At 69.1% G+C, this 24,753-nt stretch carries 25 protein-coding genes; 9 read left to right on the top strand and 16 right to left on the bottom strand.

Annotation, left to right across the window (positions count from 1 at the left end):
• Positions 1-14 precede the first annotated feature (14 nt).
• The 7 genes from AKJ13_RS31345 to AKJ13_RS12400 all read right to left on the bottom strand — a co-directional run bounded on the left by AKJ13_RS31345 (position 15) and on the right by AKJ13_RS12400 (position 5,706).
• Positions 15-170, bottom strand: a complete 156-nt coding sequence (locus tag AKJ13_RS31345) for a hypothetical protein (RefSeq protein WP_007563230.1) — start codon at positions 168-170, stop codon at positions 15-17.
• Positions 171-293: 123 nt separating this feature from the next.
• On the bottom strand, positions 294-1,343 hold the full coding sequence (locus tag AKJ13_RS12425) for a cysteine synthase A (protein WP_050733612.1): 1,050 nt from the start codon (positions 1,341-1,343) through the stop codon (positions 294-296).
• 39 nt (positions 1,344-1,382) lie between these two features.
• Positions 1,383-2,447: a sulfate/molybdate ABC transporter ATP-binding protein gene (locus tag AKJ13_RS12420; RefSeq protein WP_230365302.1), complete on the bottom strand. Its 1,065-nt coding sequence runs from the start codon at positions 2,445-2,447 to the stop codon at positions 1,383-1,385.
• Entirely contained in the window at positions 2,425-3,306 is an 882-nt protein-coding gene (gene cysW, locus AKJ13_RS12415) for a sulfate ABC transporter permease subunit CysW (RefSeq protein WP_050733611.1), read from the bottom strand. Before cysW ends, AKJ13_RS12420 begins: the two co-directional genes overlap by 23 nt.
• A complete protein-coding gene (gene cysT, locus AKJ13_RS12410; protein WP_050733610.1) occupies positions 3,299-4,153 on the bottom strand; it encodes a sulfate ABC transporter permease subunit CysT in 855 nt (284 codons plus the stop codon). Before cysT ends, cysW begins: the two co-directional genes overlap by 8 nt.
• A 10-nt stretch (positions 4,154-4,163) precedes the next feature.
• Complete coding sequence (locus AKJ13_RS12405) at positions 4,164-5,150, bottom strand: sulfate ABC transporter substrate-binding protein (RefSeq protein ID WP_244471590.1); 987 nt, start codon at positions 5,148-5,150, stop codon at positions 4,164-4,166.
• 370 nt (positions 5,151-5,520) lie between these two features.
• A complete protein-coding gene (locus AKJ13_RS12400) occupies positions 5,521-5,706 on the bottom strand; it encodes a hypothetical protein (RefSeq protein ID WP_050733608.1) in 186 nt (61 codons plus the stop codon).
• Between the two features lie 145 nt (positions 5,707-5,851).
• Here AKJ13_RS12400 and AKJ13_RS12395 point away from each other — a divergent pair, with 145 nt between their 5' ends.
• The 5 genes from AKJ13_RS12395 to fdhE all read left to right on the top strand — a co-directional run bounded on the left by AKJ13_RS12395 (position 5,852) and on the right by fdhE (position 12,355).
• Positions 5,852-6,190 (top strand): hypothetical protein, encoded by a 339-nt coding sequence (locus AKJ13_RS12395; protein WP_050733607.1) that lies wholly within the window; start codon positions 5,852-5,854, stop codon positions 6,188-6,190.
• Positions 6,191-6,352: 162 nt separating this feature from the next.
• On the top strand, positions 6,353-9,433 hold the full coding sequence (fdnG, locus tag AKJ13_RS12385) for a formate dehydrogenase-N subunit alpha (protein WP_082316935.1): 3,081 nt from the start codon (positions 6,353-6,355) through the stop codon (positions 9,431-9,433).
• 14 nt (positions 9,434-9,447) lie between these two features.
• The gene (fdxH, locus tag AKJ13_RS12380; protein WP_050733605.1) at positions 9,448-10,383 is read left to right on the top strand and encodes a formate dehydrogenase subunit beta; all 936 of its coding nucleotides are present in this window, start codon (positions 9,448-9,450) and stop codon (positions 10,381-10,383) included.
• A 256-nt stretch (positions 10,384-10,639) separates the two neighbouring features.
• Positions 10,640-11,362: a formate dehydrogenase subunit gamma gene (locus tag AKJ13_RS12375; protein ID WP_082316934.1), complete on the top strand. Its 723-nt coding sequence runs from the start codon at positions 10,640-10,642 to the stop codon at positions 11,360-11,362.
• Between the two features lie 3 nt (positions 11,363-11,365).
• Positions 11,366-12,355, top strand: a complete 990-nt coding sequence (fdhE, locus tag AKJ13_RS12370; RefSeq protein ID WP_050733604.1) for a formate dehydrogenase accessory protein FdhE — start codon at positions 11,366-11,368, stop codon at positions 12,353-12,355.
• 125 nt (positions 12,356-12,480) lie between these two features.
• Here fdhE and AKJ13_RS12365 read toward each other — a convergent pair whose 3' ends face one another.
• The 3 genes from AKJ13_RS12365 to AKJ13_RS12355 form a co-directional block, all read right to left on the bottom strand.
• Positions 12,481-12,828 (bottom strand): hypothetical protein, encoded by a 348-nt coding sequence (locus tag AKJ13_RS12365; protein ID WP_050733603.1) that lies wholly within the window; start codon positions 12,826-12,828, stop codon positions 12,481-12,483.
• 243 nt (positions 12,829-13,071) lie between these two features.
• Positions 13,072-13,557, bottom strand: coding sequence for an SRPBCC family protein (locus AKJ13_RS12360; RefSeq protein WP_050733602.1), 486 nt, complete (start codon positions 13,555-13,557; stop codon positions 13,072-13,074).
• 284 nt (positions 13,558-13,841) lie between these two features.
• Positions 13,842-14,483: a L,D-transpeptidase gene (locus tag AKJ13_RS12355; RefSeq protein WP_050733601.1), complete on the bottom strand. Its 642-nt coding sequence runs from the start codon at positions 14,481-14,483 to the stop codon at positions 13,842-13,844.
• 279 nt (positions 14,484-14,762) lie between these two features.
• Here AKJ13_RS12355 and AKJ13_RS12350 point away from each other — a divergent pair, with 279 nt between their 5' ends.
• On the top strand, positions 14,763-16,067 hold the full coding sequence (locus tag AKJ13_RS12350) for an ArgE/DapE family deacylase (RefSeq protein ID WP_050733600.1): 1,305 nt from the start codon (positions 14,763-14,765) through the stop codon (positions 16,065-16,067).
• Positions 16,068-16,207: 140 nt separating this feature from the next.
• Here the strand turns inward: AKJ13_RS12350 and AKJ13_RS12345 are convergent, their stop codons facing one another.
• Complete coding sequence (locus tag AKJ13_RS12345; protein WP_050733599.1) at positions 16,208-17,269, bottom strand: SDR family oxidoreductase; 1,062 nt, start codon at positions 17,267-17,269, stop codon at positions 16,208-16,210.
• Between the two features lie 154 nt (positions 17,270-17,423).
• Complete coding sequence (locus AKJ13_RS12340; protein WP_050733598.1) at positions 17,424-18,758, bottom strand: aspartate aminotransferase family protein; 1,335 nt, start codon at positions 18,756-18,758, stop codon at positions 17,424-17,426.
• A 151-nt stretch (positions 18,759-18,909) separates the two neighbouring features.
• Between AKJ13_RS12340 and AKJ13_RS12335 the strand changes: the two genes are divergently transcribed.
• Positions 18,910-19,470 (top strand): cupin domain-containing protein, encoded by a 561-nt coding sequence (locus AKJ13_RS12335; protein WP_050733597.1) that lies wholly within the window; start codon positions 18,910-18,912, stop codon positions 19,468-19,470.
• A gap of 181 nt (positions 19,471-19,651) precedes the next feature.
• Positions 19,652-19,846: a hypothetical protein gene (locus AKJ13_RS12330; RefSeq protein ID WP_050733596.1), complete on the top strand. Its 195-nt coding sequence runs from the start codon at positions 19,652-19,654 to the stop codon at positions 19,844-19,846.
• Between the two features lie 6 nt (positions 19,847-19,852).
• Here AKJ13_RS12330 and AKJ13_RS12325 read toward each other — a convergent pair whose 3' ends face one another.
• From AKJ13_RS12325 to AKJ13_RS12315, 3 genes are all read right to left on the bottom strand, one after another.
• Positions 19,853-20,722 carry an amidohydrolase family protein gene (locus tag AKJ13_RS12325; protein WP_050733595.1) on the bottom strand — a complete coding sequence of 290 codons (870 nt, stop codon included), beginning with the start codon at positions 20,720-20,722 and terminating at the stop codon, positions 19,853-19,855.
• 2 nt (positions 20,723-20,724) lie between these two features.
• Positions 20,725-22,029, bottom strand: a complete 1,305-nt coding sequence (locus AKJ13_RS12320; protein ID WP_007563181.1) for an MFS transporter — start codon at positions 22,027-22,029, stop codon at positions 20,725-20,727.
• A gap of 129 nt (positions 22,030-22,158) precedes the next feature.
• Positions 22,159-22,665, bottom strand: coding sequence for a hypothetical protein (locus AKJ13_RS12315; protein ID WP_050733594.1), 507 nt, complete (start codon positions 22,663-22,665; stop codon positions 22,159-22,161).
• A 263-nt stretch (positions 22,666-22,928) separates the two neighbouring features.
• On the opposite strand from AKJ13_RS12315, the gene AKJ13_RS12310 reads away from it, so the two are divergent.
• A complete protein-coding gene (locus tag AKJ13_RS12310) occupies positions 22,929-23,642 on the top strand; it encodes a phosphodiester glycosidase family protein (RefSeq protein ID WP_244471589.1) in 714 nt (237 codons plus the stop codon).
• Between the two features lie 108 nt (positions 23,643-23,750).
• Here AKJ13_RS12310 and AKJ13_RS12305 read toward each other — a convergent pair whose 3' ends face one another.
• Positions 23,751-24,698: a LysR family transcriptional regulator gene (locus AKJ13_RS12305; protein ID WP_050733593.1), complete on the bottom strand. Its 948-nt coding sequence runs from the start codon at positions 24,696-24,698 to the stop codon at positions 23,751-23,753.
• Positions 24,699-24,753 lie beyond the last annotated feature (55 nt).

The raw sequence follows: 24,753 nt of genomic DNA, 5'->3' as shown, positions 1-24,753 counted from the left end.
AGGGTGTGCGGTGCTTAGAGCCGGCCGGTGACCAGCAAAACGATCAGCACGATCAGCAGGATGCCGCCGAGGCCGAAGCCCGGGCCGCGATAGGCGCCGCCGCCCAGGAAGCCGCCGCCGCCGAAGGCCAGGATGATCAGGATGATGAGGAGAATGGTAACGAGGGACATAGAACGGGCTCTCCGGACGGTCGCGCTGTTGCGAGCGTGACCGTTCAAACGCTGCGACAATCCGTTCCGTTCAACGCAGGGCCACGCTTTTGTGAGGATATTGCCCGGATGAGGCGGTAGTTCTCAGGCGTGCCAATCCGGCAACACATCCTGCGGCGCCTCCAGCCAGTCCGGGACCGGCAGGTTCCGTTCGGTCAGGAAGGCCGGATTGAACAGCTTCGAGGCGTAGCGCGCCGCTCCGTCGCACAGGATCGTCACCACCGTGTGACCGGGCCCGAGCTCCCGCGCCAGCCGGATCGCCCCGGCGACGTTGATGCCGGACGAGCCGCCCAGCGACAGGCCCTCCTCCCGCATCAGCCCGAAGACGAGGTCGAGGGCTTCGCGGTCCGGGATCCGGAAGGCGTGGTCCGGGGCGAAGCCGTCGAGGTTCCGGGTGATGCGGCCCTGGCCGATCCCCTCGGTGATCGAGGAGCCCTCCGCCTTCAGGGTGCCGGTCGTGTAGTGGGCGTAGAGGGCGGAACCCTCTGGGTCGGCCAGCGCAATGCGCACGCCCGGCTTCCGGGCCCGCAAGGCCGCCGCGGTGCCCGCCAGCGTCCCGCCGGTCCCGGCGGCGCAGACGAATCCGTCGACCCGGCCGCCGGTCTGGTCCCAGATCTCGGGACCGGTCCCGTCCACATGCGCCTGACGGTTCGCGACGTTGTCGAACTGGTCGGCGAAGAACGCGCCCGCCGGCTCCGTAGCCGCGAGTTTTTCGGCCAGCCGCCGGGCGACGTGGACGTAGTTGTTCGGGTTGGCGAACGGCACCGCCGGCACCTCGACGAGGCGCGCGCCCGCGAGCCGCAGGGTCTGCTTCTTCTCCTCGGACTGAGTGACCGGGATGACGATCAGCGTCCGGTAGCCACGCACCGAGGCCACCAGGGCGAGGCCGATACCGGTATTGCCGGCCGTGCCCTCCACGATGGTCCCGCCCGGCCGGATCAGGCCTTTCGCCTCGGCATCCTGCACGATGGCGAGCGCCGCCCGGTCCTTCACCGACAGGCCGGGATTGAGGAACTCGGCCTTCCCGTAGATCGCGCAGCCGGTCTCCTCGGAGGCCCGGCGCAGGCGGATCAGCGGTGTCTGGCCGATTGCCGCGAGAACGTCGGGATGGGCGGTGCGATTCGGGGTCGTCATGGGCTGGAGCCTAGGCGGATGTGCGGTGTCTGACGAGCTTCACCCGAACACATGCCCGCCGTTGATCCGCAGGCCGACCGGATGGCCGGCCGGGTAGCGGACGCCGTCGAAATCCTCCACCGCCAGGACGCGGCCCTGGTCGTCGGCGACCTCGATGCGCTGGCGGCCCTGGCTGCGGTAGGAGCTGCGCACGGTGCCGGAGAGATGCGCCGCCTCGGGCTCGGCGAGCTGCAATTGCCACGGCCGGACGTAGAGCTTGACCGGGCCGATGATCCCGGCGGGCGCCGCCACCGGCGTCTCCCGGCCGCGCACCAGAACGCGGCCGCCCTCGGCGAGCGCTTCGACCTCGACGTGGTCGCCGAGGAACTTCATCACGGTCGCGGAGGCCGGGTGCTCCTGGACCTCGTCCGGGGTGCCGACCTGCTCCAGGCGGCCGCGGTCGAGCACCGCGACGCGGTCCGACAGCTCCAGGGCCTCGTCCTGGTCGTGGGTGACGAAGATCGTGGTCTGGCCGGTGCGATCGTGGATCTCGCGCAGCCAGCGGCGCAGGTCCTTTCGCACCTGGGCGTCGAGGGCGCCGAAGGGCTCGTCCAGCAGCAGGACGCGGGGCTCGACCGCGAGCGCCCGGGCGAGCGCCACCCGCTGGCGCTGGCCGCCCGAGAGCTGCGACGGGTAGCGGTCGCCGAAGCCCGAGAGCCGGATCAGGTCGAGCAGGTCGCCGACCCGACGCTTGATCTCGGCCCTGGCCGGGCGCTCGGCGCGCCGCCGCGCGTTCAGCCCGTAGGCGATGTTGTCGGCCACGCTCATGTGCTTGAACAGGGCGTAGTGCTGGAACACGAAGCCCACCGCCCGCTCCTGCACGGCCAGGCCCGTGGCGTCGTCGTCGCCGAACAGGATCCGGCCCCGGTCCGGCGCGTCGAGACCGGCGATGATCCGCAACAGCGTCGTCTTGCCCGAGCCCGAGGGGCCGAGCAGCCCGAGCAACTCCCCCGCCCGGACGTCGATCGACAGGTCGTGCAGCACCGCGGCCGTGTCGAAGGTCTTCGAGATGCCCTCGACCCGGATCGCCGTGGACGGGCGATCAGTGAGCCCGGCCGTGCGCAAGCTCGCCCGCGAAGCGCCATTCGAGGATGGATTTGAGGATGAGGGTGATGAGGGCAAGGACAGCGAGGAGCGTAGCGACGGCGAAGGCGGCGACGAAGTTGTACTCATTGTAGAGGATCTCCACGTGGAGTGGGATGGTGTTGGTCAGGCCGCGGATGTGGCCGGACACCACCGACACCGCCCCGAATTCGCCCATCGCCCGGGCATTGCAGAGAAGCACGCTGTAGAGCAGGCCCCAGCGGATGTTGGGCAGCGTCACCGTGCGGAACGCGTGCAGGCCCGAGGCGCCGAGGGTGAGGGCCGCCTCCTCCTCAGCGGAGCCCTGTTCCTGCATCAGCGGGATCAGCTCGCGGGCTACGAACGGGAAGGTTACGAACACGGTCGCCAGCACGATCCCCGGCAGGGCGAACAGGATCTGGATCCCGTGGTTCAGCAGCCAGCCGCCGAACAGACCCTGCGAGCCGAACAGCAGCACGTAGATCAACCCCGAGACCACCGGCGAGACCGAGAAGGGCAGGTCGATCAGGGTGATCAGCAGCGACTTGCCGGTGAACTCGAACTTGGCGATCGCCCAGGACGCCGCCAGGCCGAACACCACGTTGAACGGCACCGCGATCGCCGCCACCGTCAGCGTCAGGCGGATTGCGCTCCAGGCATCCGGCTCCCGGAACGCCGCCAGGAAGGCGTCGAGCCCCTTCGACAGCGCCTGGGTGAACACCGCGATCAGCGGCAGGACCAGGAACAGCGCCAGGAACGCGATCGCGATCCCGATCAGGACGATGCGCGTGCCGGTCCCTTCCGAGGCGACCGGCTCCGTGCGCGCGGCGGGCGCGAAGGTCGGCGAGAAGATTTCAGACATAGCCGAAGCGCCTCCGGCTCCAGGCCTGGATCAGGTTGATGGCGAGCAGCGTCAGGAACGAGATGCCCAGCATGATCGTGGCGATCGCCGCCGCCCCGCCGTAATCGAACTCGGACAGCTTGATCACGATCAGGAGCGGCGCGATCTCCGAGACGTAGGGCAGGTTGCCGGCGATGAAGATGATCGAGCCGTACTCGCCGACCCCGCGGGCGAAGGCCATGGCGAAACCGGTGAGCACCGCCGGGATCAGCGGCGGCAGCACCACCCGGGTCAGGGTGGCGAACCGGGTGGCCCCGAGGGTGGCCGAGGCCTCCTCGATCTCCTTGTCGATCTCGGCGATCAGCGGCTGCACGGTCCGCACCGCGAAGGGCAGCCCGATGAACACCATGGCGATGAAGATCCCCACCGGCGTATAGGCCGCCTGGATGCCGAGCCGGGCGAGCGGCGCGCCGAGCAGCCCGTCGGGGGCGTAGAGCGAGGCCAGCGCGATTCCGGCCACCGCGGTCGGCAGCGCGAAGGGCAGGTCGACCGCCGCGTCCACGAGCTTGCGCCCCGGGAAGCGGTAGCGGGTCAGGACCCAGGCAACCAGGAAGCCGAAGGCTGAGGCGGTGAGCGCGGCGAGCGCCGAGACGCCGAAGCTGAGCTTGAGGGCGCTGGCCACGCGCGGATCGGTGGCGACGTCCCAGATCCCCGAGAGGCCGAGGCCGGACGCCTTCACGACCAGCCCGGCCAGCGGCAGCAGCACGATGAGCCCGAGGCAGGTCAGCGTGTAGCCGAAGCTGAGCCCGAAGCCCGGGATCACGCTGGGACGGCGGAAGGTCCGTTTGCGACGCGGCGTCTCGACCATGATTCCCGCCTCAGCGGCCGGCCCGGCTCAACCGGTCGAACAGGCCGCCGGCGTCGAAGTTCCGCTTCTGGATGTCGTCCCAGGAGCCCTGCATGTCCTCGATCTTGAACAGCTTGATCTCGGGGAGCTGCGCCAGGTCGGCGGCCGCGGCCGCCTCGCGGCGGATCGGGCGGTAATGGTGCTTGGCGAAGATCGCCTGCGCGCGGTCGCTGTAGAGGAAGTCGAGATAGGCCTGGGCGGCCTTGGTGGTGCCCTTGCGCTCGGCATTGGCGGCCACCAGAGCCACCGGCGGCTCGGCGTAGATCGAGGTCGGCGGCGACACGATGTCGAACTTGTCCGCGCCGAATTCCTGCAGGACCAGGTAGGCCTCGTTCTCCCAGGTCGGCAGCACGTCGCCGAGCCCGCGCTGCGCGAAGGTCACGGTGGAGCCGCGGGCGCCGGTATCGAGCACCGGCACGTTCTTGTAGATCTGGCCCACGAAGGCGTCGGCCTTCGCGGTGTCCTTGTCCTGGGCGTAGGCGTAGCCCCAGGCGGCCAGGAAATTCCAGCGGCCGCCGGCCGAGGTCTTCGGATTCGGGGTGATCACCTTGACGTCGGGCTTGGCGAGGTCGGCCCAGTCCTTGACGCCCTTCGGGTTGCCCTTGCGCACGAGGAACACCACCGTCGAGGTGTAGGGCACGGCCTCGTTCGGGAGCTTGGTCCGCCAATCCTCGGGGATCTTGCGGGTCAGCTTGGCGATGGCGTCGATGTCGGACGGGATGCCCAGCGTGACCACATCGGCATCGACGCCGTCGATCACCGTGCGGGCCTGGGCGCCCGAGCCGCCATGCGAGGCGCGCACCGTGATCGCCTCGCCGGTCTTGGCCTTCCATTCCCCGACGAAGACGGCGTTGATCTCGCGGTAGAGTTCCCGGGTCGGGTCGTAGGACACGTTGAGCAAAGCGGTCTCGGCCGCGGCCGGCAGGAAGCCGCTGAGCAGGCCTGCGCCGACCAGCATCGACAGCCCGACCGCCCGGAAGGCCCGGTTCCGTGCCGCACCGTTCTTCATCACGCCCGCTCCCCAGCCGCCGACGGTCGCGCCACACGAAGACACGCCCGGAACGCCTTGGATCGTTCGTTTTATCGAACGAAGTCAAGACGTCCGAACGTGTCTGCGCCAGCATCGTCGCGGTGCAGGATCGGCGGAATCGCCCGGAACGCAAGCGTGCTCAGAGTCCGCTCCTGGCAGAAGACATGGATCTTCTCTCGCGCGCGGCGCTGGGAGAAGAATGTCGGCGTGTTTCCGGGTTTCTTAGAAAGAACGAACTCACGTGCGCTGGCGCACATTTCACCCGGAAGGGCTCCGCCGGGCTGCGTCGCGGGGCGCCTTACGGCTTGGGCTTGGCGAGTTGCTGGACCAGCGCTTCGAGCCGCTGGCTGATCGGGGCCACCAGCGTATCGGCATAGGCCGAGCGCAGGGTCTGGCCGAGATGGCGCCGCACGCTCGGGCCGAGCGACCCCGCGTTCGCGGAGGCTGCCGTTTCGGACGGACGCTCCGGGTGCGTCTTCGTCATGATCCCGACTCCTCCGCACATCCCAGCCTCGAGAGTGGCAAGGCTTGGTTAAGAAGCCGTCACGCGGCCGCCGCAGCGAACCGGAACTGGCCGCCCCGGGGCTACGTTGGCGGGCATGACTTCTCACACAGATCGGACCCGCCCCTTGTCCCGCTCACTTTCCCTGACCCTGATGGCGTTCCTGGCGGTCGCGGCGGCAAGCCCCGCCTCGGCGCAGACCAAGCCCGGCGAGATCAAGGGGATTGACGCGATGGGCGACAAGTCACGCAGTGCCCAGGACGGCTGGAGCCAGGCGCCGGTGCCCCGGGAGCAGTCGGCGGCCAAGGATGCGCCGAATCCGGGCGGCAAGTCGATCGGCGAGAACACCAATCGGCCGGTCCCCGGCGCCGATACCGGCAACTCCACCGGGACCGAGCCACAGGCGCCGCTGGACCACCGCACGGGCGGCCCCTCCGGACACAACCCGGCCGCGCCCGCCAAATAATCCGCCGCCCGAAAAGATCTGGTTTCCCAGGATGATAGCCGGCATTCGAACGTGCCGGCTAAAAGACGACGGCGCCGCGCGCTGTGTCACCCAATCGCACTTGCCTCGTGCACGCTTTTTTGGGACACCCTGGAATTATACCAGATCGCTTGAGGAGCGGAGATGACGGTCCAGGTCTCTAGGCGTGGCCTGCTCAAAGGGGCCGGCGCCGGCCTCGCGGGCGGCTCGCTCGGCGCACTCGGCTTCGGCGGCCTCCAGCCGGCCATGGCGGCCGCGGTGCGGCCCTTCAAGCTCGCGCAGATGCGCGAGACGCGCAACACGTGCCCGTACTGCTCGGTGGCGTGCGGCGTCATCCTGTACAGCCTGGGTGACCGCTCGAAGAACGCGCGCTCCTCGGTGATGCATATCGAGGGTGATCCCGATCACCCGGTCAACCGCGGCACGCTCTGCCCGAAGGGCTCGGCGCTGCTCGACTTCGTGCATTCCGAGACCCGCACGAAGTACCCGCTCTACCGCGCCCCCGGCACCTCCGAGTTCAAGCGCGTCTCCTGGGACTTCGCGCTCGACCGGATCGCGACCCTCCTCAAGGAGGATCGGGACAAGAACTTCCTGGCCAAGAACGAAGAGCTCACGGTCAACCGCTGGACCACGACGGGCTTCCTCGGCGCCTCGGCCACCACCAACGAGACGGCCTGGCTGACCTACAAGACAGTCCGAAGCATGGGGGCCCTGGTCTTCGATAATCAGGCCCGGGTTTGACACGGTCCGTCGGTCGCCAGTTTGGCGCCCTCCTTCGGACGCGGTGCGATGACCAACCTCTGGATGGACATCAAGCACGCGGACGTGATTACCGTGATGGGCGGCAATGCCGCCGAAGCGCATCCGTGCGGATTCAAGTGGGTCGTCGAGGCGAAGGCCCATAACAACGCCAAGCTCATCGTCGTCGACCCGCGCTTCACCCGCACGGCGTCGGTGGCCGATCTGTACTGCCCGATCCGGCAGGGGACCGACATCGCGTTCCTGTCGGGTGTCGCGAAGTACCTGATCGACAACGACAAGCTGCAGCACCGCTACGTCGCGGCCTATTCCAACGCGGGCTACGTGGTCCGTGAGGGCTACGATTTCAGCGAGGGTCTGTTCGCCGGCTACGACGCCGACAAGCGCGACTACGACAAGACCACCTGGGACTACGAGATCGGTCCCGACGGCTACGCCGTGGTCGACGAGACGATGCAGCATCCGCGCTGCGTCATGCAGCTCTTGAAGAAGCACATCGCGATCTACACGCCCGAGATGGTGGAGCGGATCTGCGGCTCGCCGAAGGAGACCTTCCTGAAGGTCTGCGAGTTGATGGCGACCACGTCCTCCCCTGAGCGGACGATGGCCTCCCTCTACGCGCTCGGCTGGACGCACCACTCCAAGGGCTCGCAGAACATCCGGTCGATGTGCATCGTCCAGACCCTGCTCGGCAATATCGGCATGCTCGGCGGCGGCATGCAGGCCCTGCGCGGTCACTCCAACATCCAGGGGCTGACCGATCTCGGGCTGATGTCGAACCTGATCCCGGGCTATCTCAACCTGCCCGTGGAGAAGGAGCCGGACTACGCGAGCTACATCGCCAAGCGGCAGTTCAAGCCGCTGCGTCCGGGCCAGACCAGCTACTGGCAGAACTACAACAAGTTCTTCGTCTCGTTCCAGAAGATGATGTGGGGCGACAAGGCGGCGAAGGAGAACGACTGGGCCTACGATTACCTGCCCAAGCTCGACGTGCCGACCTACGACGTGATCCGTGGGTTCGAGCTCGCCAAGCAGGGGAAGATGACCGGCTACGTCATCCAGGGCTTCAACCCCCTGTTGTCGTTCCCGAATCGCGCCAAGATGACGGAAGCCTTCTCCAAGATGAAGTTCATCGTGGTGATGGATCCGCTCAAGACGGAGACCGCCCGGTTCTGGGAGAACCACGGCGAGTACAACGACGTCGATCCAACCAAGATCCAGACCGAGGTGTTCGAGCTGCCGACCACCCTGTTCGCGGAGGAGGAAGGCTCGCTGTCGAATTCCAGCCGCTGGCTGCAGTGGCACTGGCAGGCGCAGGAAGCGCCGGGCGAGTGCCGGTCGGACATCGAGATCATGTCGGAGATCTTTCTCCGCGTGAAGGCGGCCTACAAGAAGGATGGCGGCGCGTTCCCGGACCCGATCGTCAACCTGAAATGGGACTACGCCATCGCCGAGTCGCCGACGCCCACCGAGCTCGCCCGCGAGCTCAACGGCTACACGGTGGCGCCGACGCCTGACCTCAACGGGACGATCATCCCGGCGGGCAAGCAGGTCGACGGCTTCGCCCAGCTCAAGGACGACGGCACCACCGCCTGCGCGTGCTGGATCTACTCGGGCTGCTACACCGAGAAGGGCAACACCATGGCCCGCCGGGACAACAATGATCCCGGCGACCGCGGCATCGCCCCCAACTGGGCCTTCGCCTGGCCGGCCAACCGGCGCGTGCTCTACAACCGGGCGTCCTGCGACCCGGAGGGCAAGCCCTGGTCGGAGAAGAAGAAGCTCATCGAGTGGAACGGCAAGCAGTGGATCGGCTTCGACGTGCCGGATTACGGCGTCACCGTCGCCCCCGATAAGGGCGTCGGCCCGTTCATCCTGAACCAGGAGGGCGTCGCCCGCCTGTGGACCCGGGGGCTCATGCGCGACGGGCCGTTCCCGACGCATTACGAGCCGTTCGAATCGCCGATGGCCAACATCCCGTTCCCGAAGATCAAGGGCGCCCCGGCGGCCCGGATCTTCAAGGACGACCTGGCCGATCTCGGCGACGCGAAGGAGTTCCCCTACGCGGCGACGAGCTACCGTCTCACCGAGCACTTCCACGGCTGGACCAAGCACGCCCGGATCAACGCGATCCTCCAGCCGGAGGCCTTCGTGGAGATCTCGGAGGAGCTGGCCAAGGAGAAGGGCATCACCAAGGGCGGCTGGGTCCGCGTCTGGTCGAAGCGCGGCTCGCTGAAGGCCAAGGCGGTGGTGACCAAGCGGATCAAGCCGCTGATCTGCGACGGCAAGCCCGTCCACGTCGTCGGCATCCCGCAGCACTGGGGCTTCATGGGCCTGACCAAGAAAGGATGGCACCCGAACTCGCTGACGCCCGTGGTGGGTGACGCGAATACCGAGACGCCGGAGTTCAAGGCCTGGCTCGTGAATATCGAGCCAACCACGCCGCCGTCCGACGCGGTCGCCTGAGGGGAGCCGAGATCATGGCCGATTACAGCTCCCTCGATATCCGCCAGCGCTCCGCCTCCACGGAGACGCCGCCGGAGATCCGCCGCCAGGTGGAGGTCGCCAAACTCATCGACGTGTCGAAGTGCATCGGCTGCAAGGCCTGCCAGTCGGCCTGCGAAGAGTGGAACGACCTGCGCGACGACATCGGCATCAATCGCGGTGTCTACGACAACCCCCACGACCTCACGCCGAAGTCGTGGACGCTCATGCGGTTCACCGAGTACGAGAACCCGGAGACCCAGAACCTCGAATGGCTGATCCGCAAGGACGGCTGCATGCACTGCACCGAGCCGGGCTGCCTCAAGGCGTGCCCGTCCCCTGGGGCGATCGTGCAGTATTCCAACGGCATCGTCGACTTCATCGAAGAGAACTGCATCGGCTGCGGCTATTGCGTGAAGGGGTGCCCGTTCAACATCCCGCGCATCAGCCAGACCGACCACAAGGCGTACAAGTGCACCCTGTGCTCGGACCGGGTCGCGGTGGGTCAGGCTCCGGCCTGCGCCAAGGCGTGCCCGACCGGCTCGATCATGTTCGGCACCAAGCAGGCGATGATCGAGCAGGCCGAGACCCGCGTCGAAGACCTGAAGTCGCGCGGCTTCCAGCATGCCGGCCTCTACGACCCGGCCGGCGTTGGCGGCACGCACGTCATGTACGTGCTGCACCACGCCGACCAACCGAGCCTCTATGCCGGCCTGCCGAACGACCCGAAGATCTCGCCGCTGGTCGCCTTCTGGAAGGGCGGCGCCAAGGTGTTCGGGCTCGCCGCGATGGGCTTTGCCGCGGTGGCGGGCTTCTTCCACTACGTGACGGCCGGCCCGAACGAGGTCGTGCCCGAGGAGGAGGAAGAGGCGGTCGAGTTCGACGAGGCCAAGCGCCGCGAGAGCGGCGGCGGCGAGGCCCGGCCGCACTGATACCGATCTCGGGCTGCCACAGCGGCCCGAGAGACGCGACAGGCCCCCTCTCCCGTGCGGGAGAGGGTTGGGGTGAGGGGCCCGGTCTTTCCGGATCAAGTGAACCCCTCACCCTGTCCCTCCCGTACGGGAAGGGCATCCGCGGCCGGTCCTGCGATCGCGTAGATTCGACGGGCCGCCCGATCTAAAATTCCAGAGCCAGCCCTCGCCGCCGCTGCGGCGCAGGGCCGGCGCCACGTCAGGCGCGAGAAGGCCGATGACGAGCCAGAACGATATCCGGGACGGTGATTCCCGCCCGCTGCATCACGCCAGGTCCGAGGCGCCGGAGGTGATGTACGTCCCGCGCTACACCGGGGTTCAGCGCGTGAACCACTGGATCACCGCAATCCTGTTCACCCTGCTGACCCTCTCGGGGCTGGCGATGTTCACGCCCTACCTGTTCTCGCTGACCGGCCTGTTCGGCGGCGGGCAGGCGACCCGGGCGATTCATCCCTGGTTCGGCGTCGCCCTGGCGGTGAGCTTCTTCTTCCTGTTCGTGCGCTTCTGGAAGCTCAACATCCCCAACAAGGACGATGTTGAGTGGACCAAGCATATCGGCGACGTGGTCACCAACCGGGATGACCGTCTGCCGGAACTCGGCAAGTACAATGCCGGCCAGAAGGGCGTGTTCTGGGGCCAGACTGCGCTGATCGGGGTGATGTTCGTCACAGGCCTGGTGATCTGGAACACCTATTTCGGCGGGCTGACCACCATCGAGACCCAGCGCTGGGCGCTGCTCGCCCACTCGCTCGCTGCCGTGATCGCCATCGCGATCATCGTGGTCCACATCTATGCCGGTATTTGGGTGCGGGGCACCGGCCGGGCGATGGTGCGCGGCACGGTGACGGGTGGCTGGGCCTACCGGCATCACCGCAAGTGGTTCCGGCAGATCGCCGGCTCCAAGGTGCGCCGGGGCTCGGTCGACAAGCGCGGATCCTGAGGCGTGGCCAATTTCTTCCGGCGCAAGGCCGCGGTCCCGGCCGAGACGACGCCCGCCGCTTCCGATCCGAAGCCCCGGCGGCGGGATTTCAGCGAGCTGAAGCCCGATCCCGACAAGATCGGGATCTCGGGCTCGGTCCCGTTCGTGCGGCTGCCCGATCCCGGGACGCTGTTCGCCGACCGGGCCGCGCGCCTGACCGCGGCGGCGCCGGGGCATCCGCTCGAGGCCTACCTGCTGTTCGTGGCCGAGGTCGCCCGGGCACAGGCTTCGGTCCAGGCGGCGTTCCCGGCCGCCGAGGCCACAGCGGCGGCCGACATGGCCCTGCGCGCCGAGCATGGCATGCCGCCCCTGTCACGCCAGCGGCTCGAGACCGATGCCGGCTTCGACGCCTGCCTCATTGCCCTCTTGCAACAGCTCGACCTGTCGGTGTCGCCCGAGGCGTCCCAGGCGGCGCGGGCGAGCCTGCTGGCGGCGTCCCCGGCCGACCGGCTCGACCTGGCCGTGCAGGTCGTCGAAGGCGCGCTCCCGGTGGAGCGGATCGCCGAATGCGTGTTCGTCGGGGCGGCCCTGCAGGTCCGCTTCGCGCAGGATGCCGCCCGCCTCGACGCCAAGACCCTGAAGCCCGTGGCAGACGGGGTCTGCCCGTGCTGCGGCGGCGCGCCGGTGGCGAGCGTGGTGGTCAGCTGGACCCCAGCCGACAAGGCCCGGTACCTGAGCTGTTCGGTCTGCGGCACCCTGTGGAACCATGTCAGGATCCGCTGCACCGCCTGCGGCTCCGGCGAGGGCATCAGCTATTACGGGCTCGACGAGGTGTCGAAGGACGTCCAGGTCGAGACCTGCACGACCTGCCACAGCTACATCAAGCACCTGCACCAGCATCGGGCGCCGGCGCTCGATCCGGTGGCGGACGACATCGCGTCCTACGGCCTCGACCTGAAGATCACCGACGACGGGTTTCGTCGGGCGGGACTGAACCTGCTGTTCATTGTTTGAGTCCCGGATCTACAAGGTCCGGGACCTTGTGCGGGTGCAGGGCGGAGCCCTGCTAAGTCCCGCGCTCAGACTGCGCTTCGCGTCATCTTTTCCGAAAGCCGGCGTCCACCTTTCGGGATGATGCTCTAGCGATATCCGTAACGGCTCTTGGCGGCGGCCAGGAGGTGAAGCGCCTCGCCGGACTTGCCGGCGGCGCATTCCGCGGCGGCCTGGCTGAGGTCGGCGTTGAAGCGCTCGCCCACCGGCTTGTTGAGGTTGCCGGTCGCCACGTCGCTGTCGACGATGGCCTTGGTGCGCGCGATCTCCGGACCGCAGCCGTTGCCCGTCGGCAGGGCCAGCGGCGCCGGCACGACGGGCGAGGGCTCGGAGATCTTGGGCGCGGCGGCGCGCTGCTGGCAGGCACCCAAAGTCGCGGCGGCGAGAACAACGAGACTGAGACGCATCGGGAGACGGGACGCGGGCACGGCGATCATCCTGTTGCGGCGCACGGGCTGCGCCGCCGGGGTTTTGAGCCGAGCTTGGCAGTGGGTCAATCGCCCCGGCGGCATGGCTGCGCGCTGTGATGATCACGCATCGCGTTCGGTGTGATCCGGGGCTCAGTTGGGCCTTGATCCGAAGCCGAGACGCGCCTGACCTTCCCGCAGAGGGTGCAGGTCCCCTCTCCCGTGCGGAAGAGGGGGCGCGTCGCGCCTTCGGCCCGCGCGGGTGAGAGCGTCCTACTTGGCCTTGTCCGACAGCGCCTTCAGGCCCGATTCGTAGATCCCCTGGATGGCGTCGACCGCCACGGTGTCGGGGGCGCCCTTGGCGTTGAAGGTGCCGCTCCAGGTCACCTTGGAGCCCGTGCCCTCGGGGGCGACGGCCAGCGTCGACTTGTAGTCGGAGACCGGCAGCGGGCCTTCCAGGATCGTGTAGGTGTAGCTCATCACCTTGTCGTCGCGGGAGACCTGCTCCTCCTTGAGGGTGCCGCCGCCCTTCAGGCTCAGCGTGCGGACCTTCATGCCGTCCTTGTCGGACAGGACGCACTTCTCGATGGCCGGGTGCCAGTCGCCGATGCCGCAGAACTCGCCGATCGTCTGCCAGACCTTGGCCGGCGGCGCGGCGATGTCGGCCGAGCGCGTCACCTCCAGGGCATGACCCGCCACGGTGGAAGCGGCCAGCGCGAGGGCGGCGAGAGGCAGGGGCCGGCTGAAAGCGAAGGGCATCGGGGGGAGTCTCCATCCATGACGATCGCGGCGGGCGCCGCGCAGCCTCTGAGGGCCGCGCTTGAGCTAGGCCGGGATGCCTGCCGCGGCAATGGTCCGGTTGGACGGGGTGGGTGGCCGCGCCCAGACGACGCAATGTGTTGGGCGGAAGCGCGTATCCCAAACCCTCCGCTCATTCCCAGGCGCCGAGCGATCGAGGATCGCTCGGCCGCGCAAAAGGGCGCCTAAGAGGACGCTGCCTCCAGATGAGGGCGTGGGTGGGAAGGACCTGCCGAGCCCCCACCCTACCAGCCATCCGCCACATCGACCTCGACGGGATACCCATAGCCCGGCACCGGCACGTAGGCCGGGCGCACGACGGTGCGGGTGTAAGTGGCCGGGAGCGTGCGCCGGCCCATCTGGTCGAGATCGGCCAGGCTGTCGTCCGGTGCGTAGCGATCGCGGCTCCGGGCGACCCGGCGGCTGCGCACGGCGCGCTCGGCCACCACGGCATCCGCGCCCTCGATCTGGACGCGGGTCCGGTTCATGCCCTGCGCCTTCACCAGGTTGAACAGGGTCGCGGCGTTGCGCACCGACAGGCGCACGCAGCCATGGGAGGCCGCGCGGCCGAGGCTGCGGACGTGGTTGGTGCCGTGGATCGCGTGGCCCTGGGTGGTGAAGAACATCGCGAACGGCATGGGCGCGTCGTCCCACTCCTTCGAGAAGTGGGTGCGCTCCATCCGGAACGGCCGATAGGAGCCGGACGGAGTGTCGTAGGCCTCGACCCCGGTGGAGACCGGCCAAGTGTAGCGCGGCTGCCCGTCGACCGAGACCTCCATCCGCTGGGAGGATTTGTCGACGCTGATGAGCACATCCGCCCGCGCCGCCGGCGGCGCGGCGGTCCAGAGAAGGAGCCCCGACAGGACCGAGACCAGACCGATACGCATGTACGACCTCGATAGATGGGCGAAGACAGCTTTCAGATAGGCTAAGCCATTGGCAACGCCAAGGTTCCTGGGCGCAGGCGGGCGACCGCGGGGCGCGACTGCGCAGAGCGCGCGCGGCGAAAAACCCAGGACAGCGTGCGATCCCGGACTGGGGCGTATCCCACGGGTGTGGTGCTGCGCGCGCGACGACCGCACAGGTTCGCTTCGGCACGGAAGATGCGGCCGTTGACACGCGCCCGCGGCCGGGCGCCTCCTCCCCATCCCGAACCTGGAGATCCCATGGTCGTCCCATCCACCCTCGACCCTGCCCTCGCCGCCGAGATCGAAGCCTCTGTGGCGGAGGGGTTTGCCGACCAGGTGGCGCACACGCAGGCCCTGGTCCGGTTCGCCTCCCTGCGCGGCGAAGAGCATGCCTGCCAGGATTACGTGTTCGGCGCGTTCCGGGCCCGGGGCTACGCCACCGAGCGCTTCGCCATGGACCGGGCCGCCATCGCGGCCCATCCGGGCGGCTCGAAGATCGATGAGGCCCACCATTCGGACGCGCCGATCGTCGTCTGCCACCACCGTCCGCAGACTGAGACCGGGCGCTCGCTGATCCTCCAGGCCCATGTCGACGTGGTGCCGCCCGGCCCCCTCGACCTCTGGTCCCATCCGCCCTTCGACCCGGTGATCGAGGGCGACTGGCTCTACGGCCGCGGCGGCGGCGACATGAAGGCGGGGCACGCCGCCAACCTGTTCGCCCTCGACGCGCTCGCCCGGCTCGGCCTCCAGCCCGCCGCCGCGGTGACGATCCAGTCGGTGGTCGAGGAGGAATCCACCGGCAACGGCGCGCTCGCGACCCATCTGCGTGGCTACCGGGCCGATGCCGTGCTGATCCCCGAGCCCGAGGACGAGAAGCTCGTGCGCGCCAATACCGGCGTGCTCTGGTTCACGGTCGAAGTCCGGGGCGTGCCGGTCCATGTCCGCGAGATGGGCGCCGGCGCCAACGCCATCGACGCGACCTACCGGGTGATCGGCGCCCTGCGGGAGCTCGAAGCGCGCTGGAACGCTGAGAAAGCGGCGCACCCGCATTTCGAGAGTGAGGACCACCCGATCAACCTCAACATCGGCAAGATCGAGGGCGGCGACTGGGCCTCCTCGGTCCCGGCCTGGTGCCGGATCCACTGCCGAGTCGCGATCTACCCCGGCGTGACCGCCGCGCAGGCCGCCGCCGAGATCGAGGCCGCGGTCGCGTCCTTCTCCCGCACCGACCCGTTCCTCGCGAACAGCCCGCCGCGGGTGGTCTTCAACGGCTTCTTCGCCGAGGGCTACGTGTTGGAGGAAGGCTCGGAGGCCGAGGCCGTGCTCGGCCGCGCCCACGAGCGGGCGATCGGCTCACCGCTTCAGAGCTTCATGACGGCAGGCTATCTCGATACCCGCGTTCACGCCCTCTACGATCGGGTGCCGGCACTCTGCTACGGCCCGACCTCGCAGAACATCCACGGCTTCGACGAGCGGGTGAGCCTCGCTTCGGTGAAGCGTTGCACCACCGCGATGGCGTTGTTCGTGGCCGAATGGTGCGGGACGGAGCGGCGACCAGGCTGAGGCTCCGGTCTTTCGCATGGAGCGCAGGGCCCTTCTCCCGTGCGGGAGAAGGGCGTGTCGCGGCTCGCACACGGTGATGCGAGAACATCCTAGCCCGCACGGAAGGGAACCTGTGCCTCATCCGGCGGTGCGTGCCCCCCTCAGGGAATCAGCCGGTCCGCCCGGAGCTGGGTGAACAGGTCGTAGAAGGCGTCATCGGTGGGCTGATACACCGAAAAACCCAGCCGCCGACTCTTGCTCATGTCGGTCACGACCTCGATCGGTCGGCCGAGATCGGCGTCGGTGTGCCAGGGCGATGCGAGCTTCGCGAGGTCCGGCTCGGCCAAGCCGTGCTGCTTGGCGATTTCCGCCCAGGCCGGCCCGTCCTGCGCCATCCGGGGCTCCAGCGGCCGGTGCGTGCCGTCGAACGGAACCGCCTCGATCCCAAACCAGTCGGCGATCCGGCCCCACATCCAGCTCCAGCGGAAGACATCGCCGTTGACGACGTTGAACGCCTCGTTGGCGGCCTTGGGCTCCGTGGAGGCCCAGAGCAACTGGCGGGCGAGCAGCCGCGCGTCGGTCATGTCGGTCAGCCCGTTCCACTGCGCGGCCGAGCCCGGGAAGATGAACGGGCGCCCCAGCTCCCGGCACAGGGTGGCGTAGCAGGCCAGCGTCGTGCCCATGTTCATGGCATTGCCCACCGCCTTGCCGATGATCGTGTGCGGGCGGTGCACGCTCCAGGCGAAGCCGTCGCGGGCGCTGGCGTCGAAGACCGCATCCTCCTGGGCGTAGTAGAAGTTCTCGATGTCGAGCCGGCCCTGGTCCTCGCGGAACGGCGTCTGCGGCAGGGTGCCCTTCCCGTAGGCCTCGAACGGGCCGAGATAGTGCTTCAGCCCGGTCACCAGGGCGACGTGGCGGACGCTCTTCTGCGGCCGCAGGGCGTCGAGCAGGTTCTCGATCATGGCCCGGTTGACCCGGATCATCTCGGCCTCGGTCGGGCGCCGCTGCCAGGTCGCCAGGAAGACGTGGCTCGGGGCGAGGCCGGCCAGCGCCGTCTCCAGGGAGGCCGGATCCTGCAGGTCGGCTACGACGGGCTCGACCCCCGCCATCTCCACCGGCTTGCGGGCGAGCCCCGCGACGCGCCAGCCCTCCTCGGTGAGCCGCGCCGCGGTGGCGCTCCCGACGATCCCGCTGGCGCCGACGATCAGGGCGGTGTTCGACATGCACATCCTCTCGACCTGGCTTACATCCAGGTTGAGCGGCAGATGCGGCCGTCACCTTTAGGCTTCAAGGCCAACCGGCGCCGCCCTCCCCCGCGTCGCGGGTATTATTGGAGGGGACCGATGGTGCAGGTGAGCGGTCCGCCGCCCCCGCCCCTCACGCCACCCGGTCGATGGCCGCGCCCAGCACCTCGACGATCTCGCCGATCTGGCCGCGCTCCAGGATCAGCGGCGGCGACAGGGCGATGATGTCGCCGGTGACGCGGGTGAGCAGGCCGCGCTGGAAGCAATCCACGAACAGCTCATAGGCGCGCTTGCCGGGGGCGTCGGGCCGGGGCGCCAGCTCGATGCCGGCGATCAGCCCGATGGTGCGGATGTCGATGACGTTCTTGCGCCCGCGCAGGTCGTGCATCGCCGCCGCCCAATCGTCGGCGAGGTCGGCGGCGCGGGTGAGCAGCCCCTCCTCCCTGTAGATGTCCAGCGTCGCGAGGCCGGCTGCGCAGGCCACCGGATGGCCGGAATAGGTATAGCCGTGGAACAGCTCGATCCCGTCCGGGCCGTTCATCAGCGCGTCGTGCACCGGGCGGCTCGCGAACACCGCACCCATCGGCACCGTGCCGTTGGTCAGGCCCTTGGCGCTGGTGACGAGGTCCGGCACCACGCCGAAATAATCGGTGGCGAAGGGCGCGCCGAGGCGGCCGAAGCCGGAGATCACCTCGTCGAAGATCAGCAGGATGCCGTGCTTCGTGCAGAGCGCGCGCAGCCGCTCGAGATAGCCCTGCGGCGGGATCAGCACGCCGGTGGAGCCGGCCACCGGCTCGACGATGCAGGCCGCGATGGTCTCGGCCCCGTGGAGCGCCACCAGCCGCTCCAGGTCGTCGGCCAGCTCCGCCCCGTGCTCGGGCTGGCCCTTCACGAAGGCGTTGCGGGCCGGATCATGGGTGTGGCGCAGATGGTCGGTGCCGTTGAGCTGCGGGAAGACCCGGCGGTTCGAGACGATGCCGCCCACCGACAATCCGCCGAAGCCGACGCCGTGATAGCCGCGCTCCCGGCCGATCAGCCGGGTCCGGGTCCCCTGCCCGATCGCCCGCTGGTAGGCGAGCGCGATCTTGAGGGCGGTGTCGACCGATTCCGAGCCGGAATTGGTGAAGAACACCCGGTCGAGACGCTGGTCCGGCCCGCCCGGGGCGATCTCGGCCAGCCGCTCGGCGAATTCGAAGGCGATCGGGTGGCCCATCTGGAAGGTCGGGGCGAAATCGAGCGTCGCGAGCTGGCGCTCGACCGCCGCCGCGATCCCCCGACGCCCGTGGCCGGCATTGACGCACCAGAGCCCGGCGGTGCCGTCCAGGACCGTGCGGCCGTCATCGGCCGTGTAGTGCATGCCCTCGGCGGCCACGAGCATCCGCGGCGCCGCCTTGAACTGGCGGTTGGCGGTGAACGGCATCCAGAAGGCGTCGAGCGACGGCGTGTTGCGCAGGGGATGGTCGGTCATGGGCGGCACTCCGGGGCGAAGGTTTCTCCAGGGGACACCCTGGCGGATCGGGCAACAAGTCCTTTTCTGATCGCCGCCAAGCCCTTGCAGAATCGGGGCCGCGGGTGCCACCGTTGCGGGATCCTCAACACCTGAAACGGGGCCCGGGCGAATGAGCATCGATGTCGGCGCGCGCCTGCGCTTCGTGCGGGCCCGTCACGGCCTGTCGCAGCGGGCGCTGGCCAAGCGGGCCGGGGTGACGAACTCGGCGATCTCGCTGATCGAGGCGAACCGGGTGAACCCCTCGGTGGGCGCCCTGAAGCGGATCCTCGACGGGGTGCCGATCGGCATGGCCGAGTTCTTCGCCCTCGAACCCGAGCCGGAGCGCAAGGCGTTCTTCGCGGCCGACGAGCTCACCGAGATCGGCCGCAAGGCGGCCAAGGGGTCGATCTCGTTCCGGCAGGTGGGCGACAGCCTGTTCGGGCGCAAGCTGCAGATCCTGAAGGAGCGCTACGAGCCCGGCGCGGATACCGGACGGGTGCCGCTCTCTCACGAGGGCGAGGAGGGCGGCATCGTGCTGTCCGGGCGCCTGGAGGTCACGGTCGGCGAGGAGCGGCGCATCCTCGGCCCCGGCGACGCCTACAGCTTCGACAGCCGCCGCCCGCACCGGTTCCGCTGCGTCGGCCCCATCCCGTGCGAGCTGGTCAGCGCCTGCACGCCGCCGAGTTTTTAGCGCTGCACGAAGTCGCGGACCTTTTGCGGGTGCAGGGTGGAGCCCTGCTCTCTTCAGGGGCTCTGCCCCTGAACCCCGCCAAAGGGCTCAGCCCTTTGGGAACCCGGTCCGTGCATGCATTCGCTCAAAAGCGGCGGATCCGGCTAACGCCGGATTCACGGGCGGCGCGTAGGAGGGGCGCATGAGCGCTCTCGCTGCCACCGCCAGCCGGATGCTGGCATCGTCACAGAACCAGGCGATCGGCACCGCGGTCGCACGCCAGCAGATCGCCGCCGAGAAGGCCGTGGCCGGGCTCGTGGCGGAGACCGCCCAGGGCGCCGCCTCCGGTCCGCCCGCACCTGCCGGACAGGGCCAGCGCGTCGACCTGCGGGTCTGACATCCCCTATTCGAAACCGTAGAGGTGGCGCGGGTTGTCCACGAAGAGCCGGCGGCGCCGGTCCGCGTCCGGCACCCACTCGGCCATCAGGTCGAGCAGGTCGGCCAGGCGCGGCGGCCCGTCCCAGGCGGCCACGTGGGGCCAGTCCGAGCCCCAGAGGCAGCGCTCGGGGGCGGCGTCGTTGAGGGCGCGGGCGAACGGGATCGTGTCGGCATAGGGCGGTCCGGCGACCGAATCCCGGAAGGCGCCCGAGAGCTTCACCCAATGGCCGTCGCGCACGAGGCCGAGCAGGGTCTGAAAGCCCGGATGCTCCACCCCCGCCGAGGCCGGCATGTGACCCATATGGTCGAACACCAGGGGCACCGGCAGCCGCGCCAGGCGCGTGGCGATGGGCGGCAGGTCGCGGGCGTCGAGCAGGAACTGCAGGTGCCAGCCCATTTCCCGGGCGAGCGCCCCGTAGGCCTCGACCGCGTCGAGGCCGACCCCGCCGCCGAACAGCACGTTGAGGCGCAGGCCCACCACCCCGGCCTCCTTCAGGGCGGCGAGCTCCGCGTCGGGGAGGCCCAGCGGGATCACCGCGATGCCGCGCAGGCGCTTCCGGTTGGCCCGGAGCGTCTCCACCATCAGCCGGTTGTCGGTGCCGTGGACGCTGACCTGGACCAGCACGCCGTTGGCCATGCCGGTGGCGTCGAGCATCGCCAGATACCGGTCCGCCGGGGCGGCCGGGGGCGTGTAGCTGCGGTCGGACACCAGCGGATAGGCCGGCGGCAGGCCGATCACGTGGGCGTGGGTGTCGACCGCGCCGGCGGGCACCCGGTAGCGGGTCGGGCCGCCCGGATGCGGATCCGGGGCGGGGCAGTCTCGGATCTCCGGCATGGTCAGGTATCCGCGTGCAGGACCCGGCCGCGGGTCTCGGGCAGCGCGAAGGCCGCCAGGAAGAAGATCCCGTAGGCGATCGCCGCGAAGATCGCGATGGCCGAGGCGAGGCCGGCGCGCTCGGCGAGATAGCCCACGAGCGCCGGGAACAGGGCGCCGACGCCCCGGCCGAAATTGTAGCAGAACCCCTGCCCCGAGCCGCGCAGGCGGGTCGGGTAGAGCTCGGTCAGGAAGGCGCCCATCCCGGAGAAGTAGCCCGAGGCGAAGAACCCGAGCGGGAAGCCCAGCACCCAGAGCACGCTGTTGGAGAGCGGGATCTGCGTGTAGGCGACGATCACCGCGATGGCGCCGAGCGAGAAGATCAGGAACAGTGGCCGGCGCCCGAGCCGGTCGGCGAGCCAGGCGCCGACCAGATAGCCGGCGAATGAGCCGATGATCAGCGCGGCGAGATAGCCCGTGGAGGACACCACCGACAGGCCCCGCTCGGTGGTCAGGAAGCGTGGCACCCAGGTGGTGATCGCGTAATAGCCGCCCTGGCAGCCCGCCGCAGCCAGCGAGGCGAGCAGGGTGGTCTTGAGGATCGGCCCGGAGAAGATCTCCCAGATCTTCGGCCGGTCGCCGGTGGCGATGGCCCGGGCCCGGGTCTCGGCGGCGACCTGCGGCTCCTGGACGTAGCGGCGCAGGTAGAAGATCAGCAGGGCCGGCAGCGCGCCGATCGCGAACATCCAGCGCCAGGCGATCTCGGGGGGCAGCAGGGAGAAGGTCACCGCCTGGGCCAGCACCGCCATGCCCCAGCCGATCGCCCAGCCGGACTGGACCGACCCGACGGCGCGGCCGCGATACTCGGCCCGGATGGTCTCCCCGATCAGTACGGCGCCGGCCGCCCACTCGCCGCCGAAGCCGAGTCCCAGGATCGCCCGGGCGATGAGCAACTGCTCGAAATTCTGCACGAAGGCGCAGAGCAGCGAGAACACCGAGAACCACAGGATGGTGATCTGGAGGGTGAGCACCCGGCCGATCCGGTCGGCGATGAAGCCCGCGAGCCAGCCGCCGAGCGCCGAGGCGAGCAGCGTCACGGTGGCGGCGAGCCCGGCCGTGCCGGAATCGACGTGCCAGAGGGCCATGATCGTCCCGATCACCAGCGGGTAGATCATGAAGTCCATGCCGTCGAGGCACCAGCCGGCGGCGCATGCCCAGAAAGTGTGCCGCTCCGTCGAGGTCATGGAGCGGTAGAAGGCCATGAGGCTGGCGTCGCGGATCTCCACCGCCTCCACGCCCGTATTCCCCGGCCCGGATTCCGTACGCATCACACTCTCCCACCAGCGGGTACCAGTATCAGCGCCAATAGCCGAGCTGTGCAACCGTGGGGAGGCGCCACACAAGGAAAAGGCCGCCCGGAGGCGGCCTTTCCCAATGCGTTCCGGTTCAGGCGCCGCTCAGTAGCAGCGCTCGACCAGGACCCGGCGGTAGCCGTAGGGGGTCCAGCGCACCCGCGGGACCGTGTAGCAACCGCCGCCGTAGCCGTAATCGCCGGCATAGCCGACCGGGGCGTAGCCGCCGCCGTAGCCGTAACCCGGATAGCCGTAACCACCGTAGCCACCATAGAGACCGCCGGCCGCCAGACCCAGGCCGACGCCGAGACCCAGGCCGCCAAGGCCGTAGCCGTAGCCGCCGCGATAGCCGTAGCCGCGGCCGTAGAAGCCCCGGCCATAGCCGCCGTGGAAGCCGGCGCCGCGGAACCCGCCATAGCCCCCGCGGAACCCGCCGAAGCCGCCGCCCCGGAAGCCACCGAACCCGGCACCCCGGAAGCCGCCGCCGAATCCACCACCGTGGAACCCGCCGCCATGGAAACCGCCGCCGAAGCCGCGCGCATCGGCGGTGGCCGGCATCACGACCAGGGCACCCGCCGCCAGCATGGCCGAGCCAAGCACTGCACCCTTCATCTTGTATCTCCGTCGATTCTAACCGCCCTCGTGAGCCAGAAACGCTTGAGTATTGAAAACAGTTCAGGCGCCGCCCGCGGCGCGCGGCCGCTGCCAGAGGCGCAAGCCCGACGCCATCCTGAGCCGCGAAGCTTCGGCCCCGGACACGAAAATCGCCGTTTTCCCAGGTGAAAGGCGCTGCGCCTGCCCTCGCCCCCGCCTTCGGGCCCACGGAACCACCGATGACGACGCGCCCGGTTCACGCTCTGTTGATCGCGCTCGCGATGACGCTCGCTGTCGCCCGCGCGGCCGTGGCGGCCCCGGCCGCACCGGATCTCTGCCGCGCCGTACAGGCACAGGGTGAGGCGTTCACGGTCTGCACGATCGATCTGCGCCGGCAGCGGCTGCGGCTGTTCTGGCTCCAGGAGGACGGCCGGCCCTACGGCGCCCTGGGGACCCTCGCCGAGAAGCAGGGCGGACGCCTCGCCTTCGCGATGAATGCCGGCATGTACGACAAGGATCAGGCCCCGGTGGGCCTCTATGTCGAGGACGGGCGCGAGATGAAGCGCGTCTCGACCGCGGACGGGCCGGGCAACTTCCACCTCAAGCCCAACGGCGTGTTCTGGGTGAAGGGCGACAAGGCCGGCGTGCTCGACACCGGCCATTACCTCCGGGCGAAGATCCGGCCCGACTTCGCCACGCAATCCGGCCCGATGCTGGTGATCGACGGCCAGATCCACCCCAAGATTTCCGCCGACGGTCCGAGCCAGAAGATCCGCAACGGCGTCGGGGTGCAGGAGGACGGGCGCGTGGCGGTGTTCGCCATCTCCGAGCGCCCGGTGACCTTCGGAGCCTTCGCCCGCTTGTTCCGGGACGACCTCGGCTGCCGGGATGCCCTGTTCCTCGACGGCACGGTCTCAAGCCTCTACGCGCCGAATCTCGGCCGCTCGGACATCAGCCGGCCGCTGGGGCCGCTGATCGGGGCGATGGCGCGGTAGGTCCTGATCTCATCAACGCGACCGTGTGAAGGGCTGCTTTGGGTGGTTTCCCGCCCGTCCGCTCCTGATCAGCAGATGTATCCAAGCGGACATCCCCACGGGGACTGCTCAAACCCCCGCCGTACCTTCGAGCAGCCTGTCCCAAGGTGTCGGTGAGGGGAACACACCCTCCAGGAAAGCTAGGAAGGCCTTCACGTTCGGGCTGCCGCGTCGGCTCTCCGGCCATAGTGCCGTGAAGACGGAACGTTCGGTGGCGAAGTTCTGTAAGACTGGCACCAACTCGCCCCGCTCGACGTAGGACGCGACGACATACGTTGGCGAGATGCCGATGCCGCCACCGGCCACCAGGATGGCCGCGACGGCACCGCTGAAGTCCGTCACGATGCCGGCATTCGGCGCGAGTTCGACGGTGCGCTCGCCTATCCGGAAGGGCCAGCGCAGGGCCTGGCCCGTGCTCTGGAAGCGGAAGTTCACGCACTCGTGGTGGACTAGGTCGTCCGGATGCTGCGGCGTTCCACGCCGCTTGAGGTAGGCTGGCGACGCAACCGCGCAGAGCCGGTGCGGCGCGAGACGCCGGGAGAGCAAGCGGGAGTCGGCGAGTTCGCCTACGCGGATCGCCACGTCGATGCCCTCCTCGATGAGGTCGGAGAAGCGGTCCCCAAGGCGCAGGTCGATGGACAGCTTCGGGTGGCGCTCACGGAAGGCCGGCAGGGCTGGGGCAAGCAGATGCACTCCGATGGGGAACGGCGCAGTCACCTTCAGGGTACCGGCCGGTTCTGAGCGCGCTGCCACGGCAGCCTGCTCAATTTCCTCAGCCTCCCGCAGGAGGCGCAGCGCCCGTTCGTGCAGGTCCCGCCCCTCCGGCGTCAGCGTCAGCGAGCGGGTCGTGCGTGTGAACAGGCTCAAGCCCAGCCGTTCCTCCAGCCGCTGCACGCTCTTGCTGACAGCCGAGGGCGAGATGCCGAGGGCGCGTGCAGCGGCCGTGTAGCTGCCCAGCGAGGCGGAGCGCGCGAAGGCGATGATGCCGGTGAGGCGGTCGAAGCCAATATGTTCCATGACGGCAAGATTGAACCGACATCAAGCCTGATTATCAAGCTTCGAGTGGTAACCC

The organism is Methylobacterium sp. ARG-1, assembly GCF_001262595.1.
Classification (GTDB): Bacteria; Pseudomonadota; Alphaproteobacteria; order Rhizobiales; family Beijerinckiaceae; genus Methylobacterium; species Methylobacterium brachiatum.
Note: the sequence above shows the minus strand (reverse complement) of the source record. Positions and strands in the feature narration are given on the sequence as shown.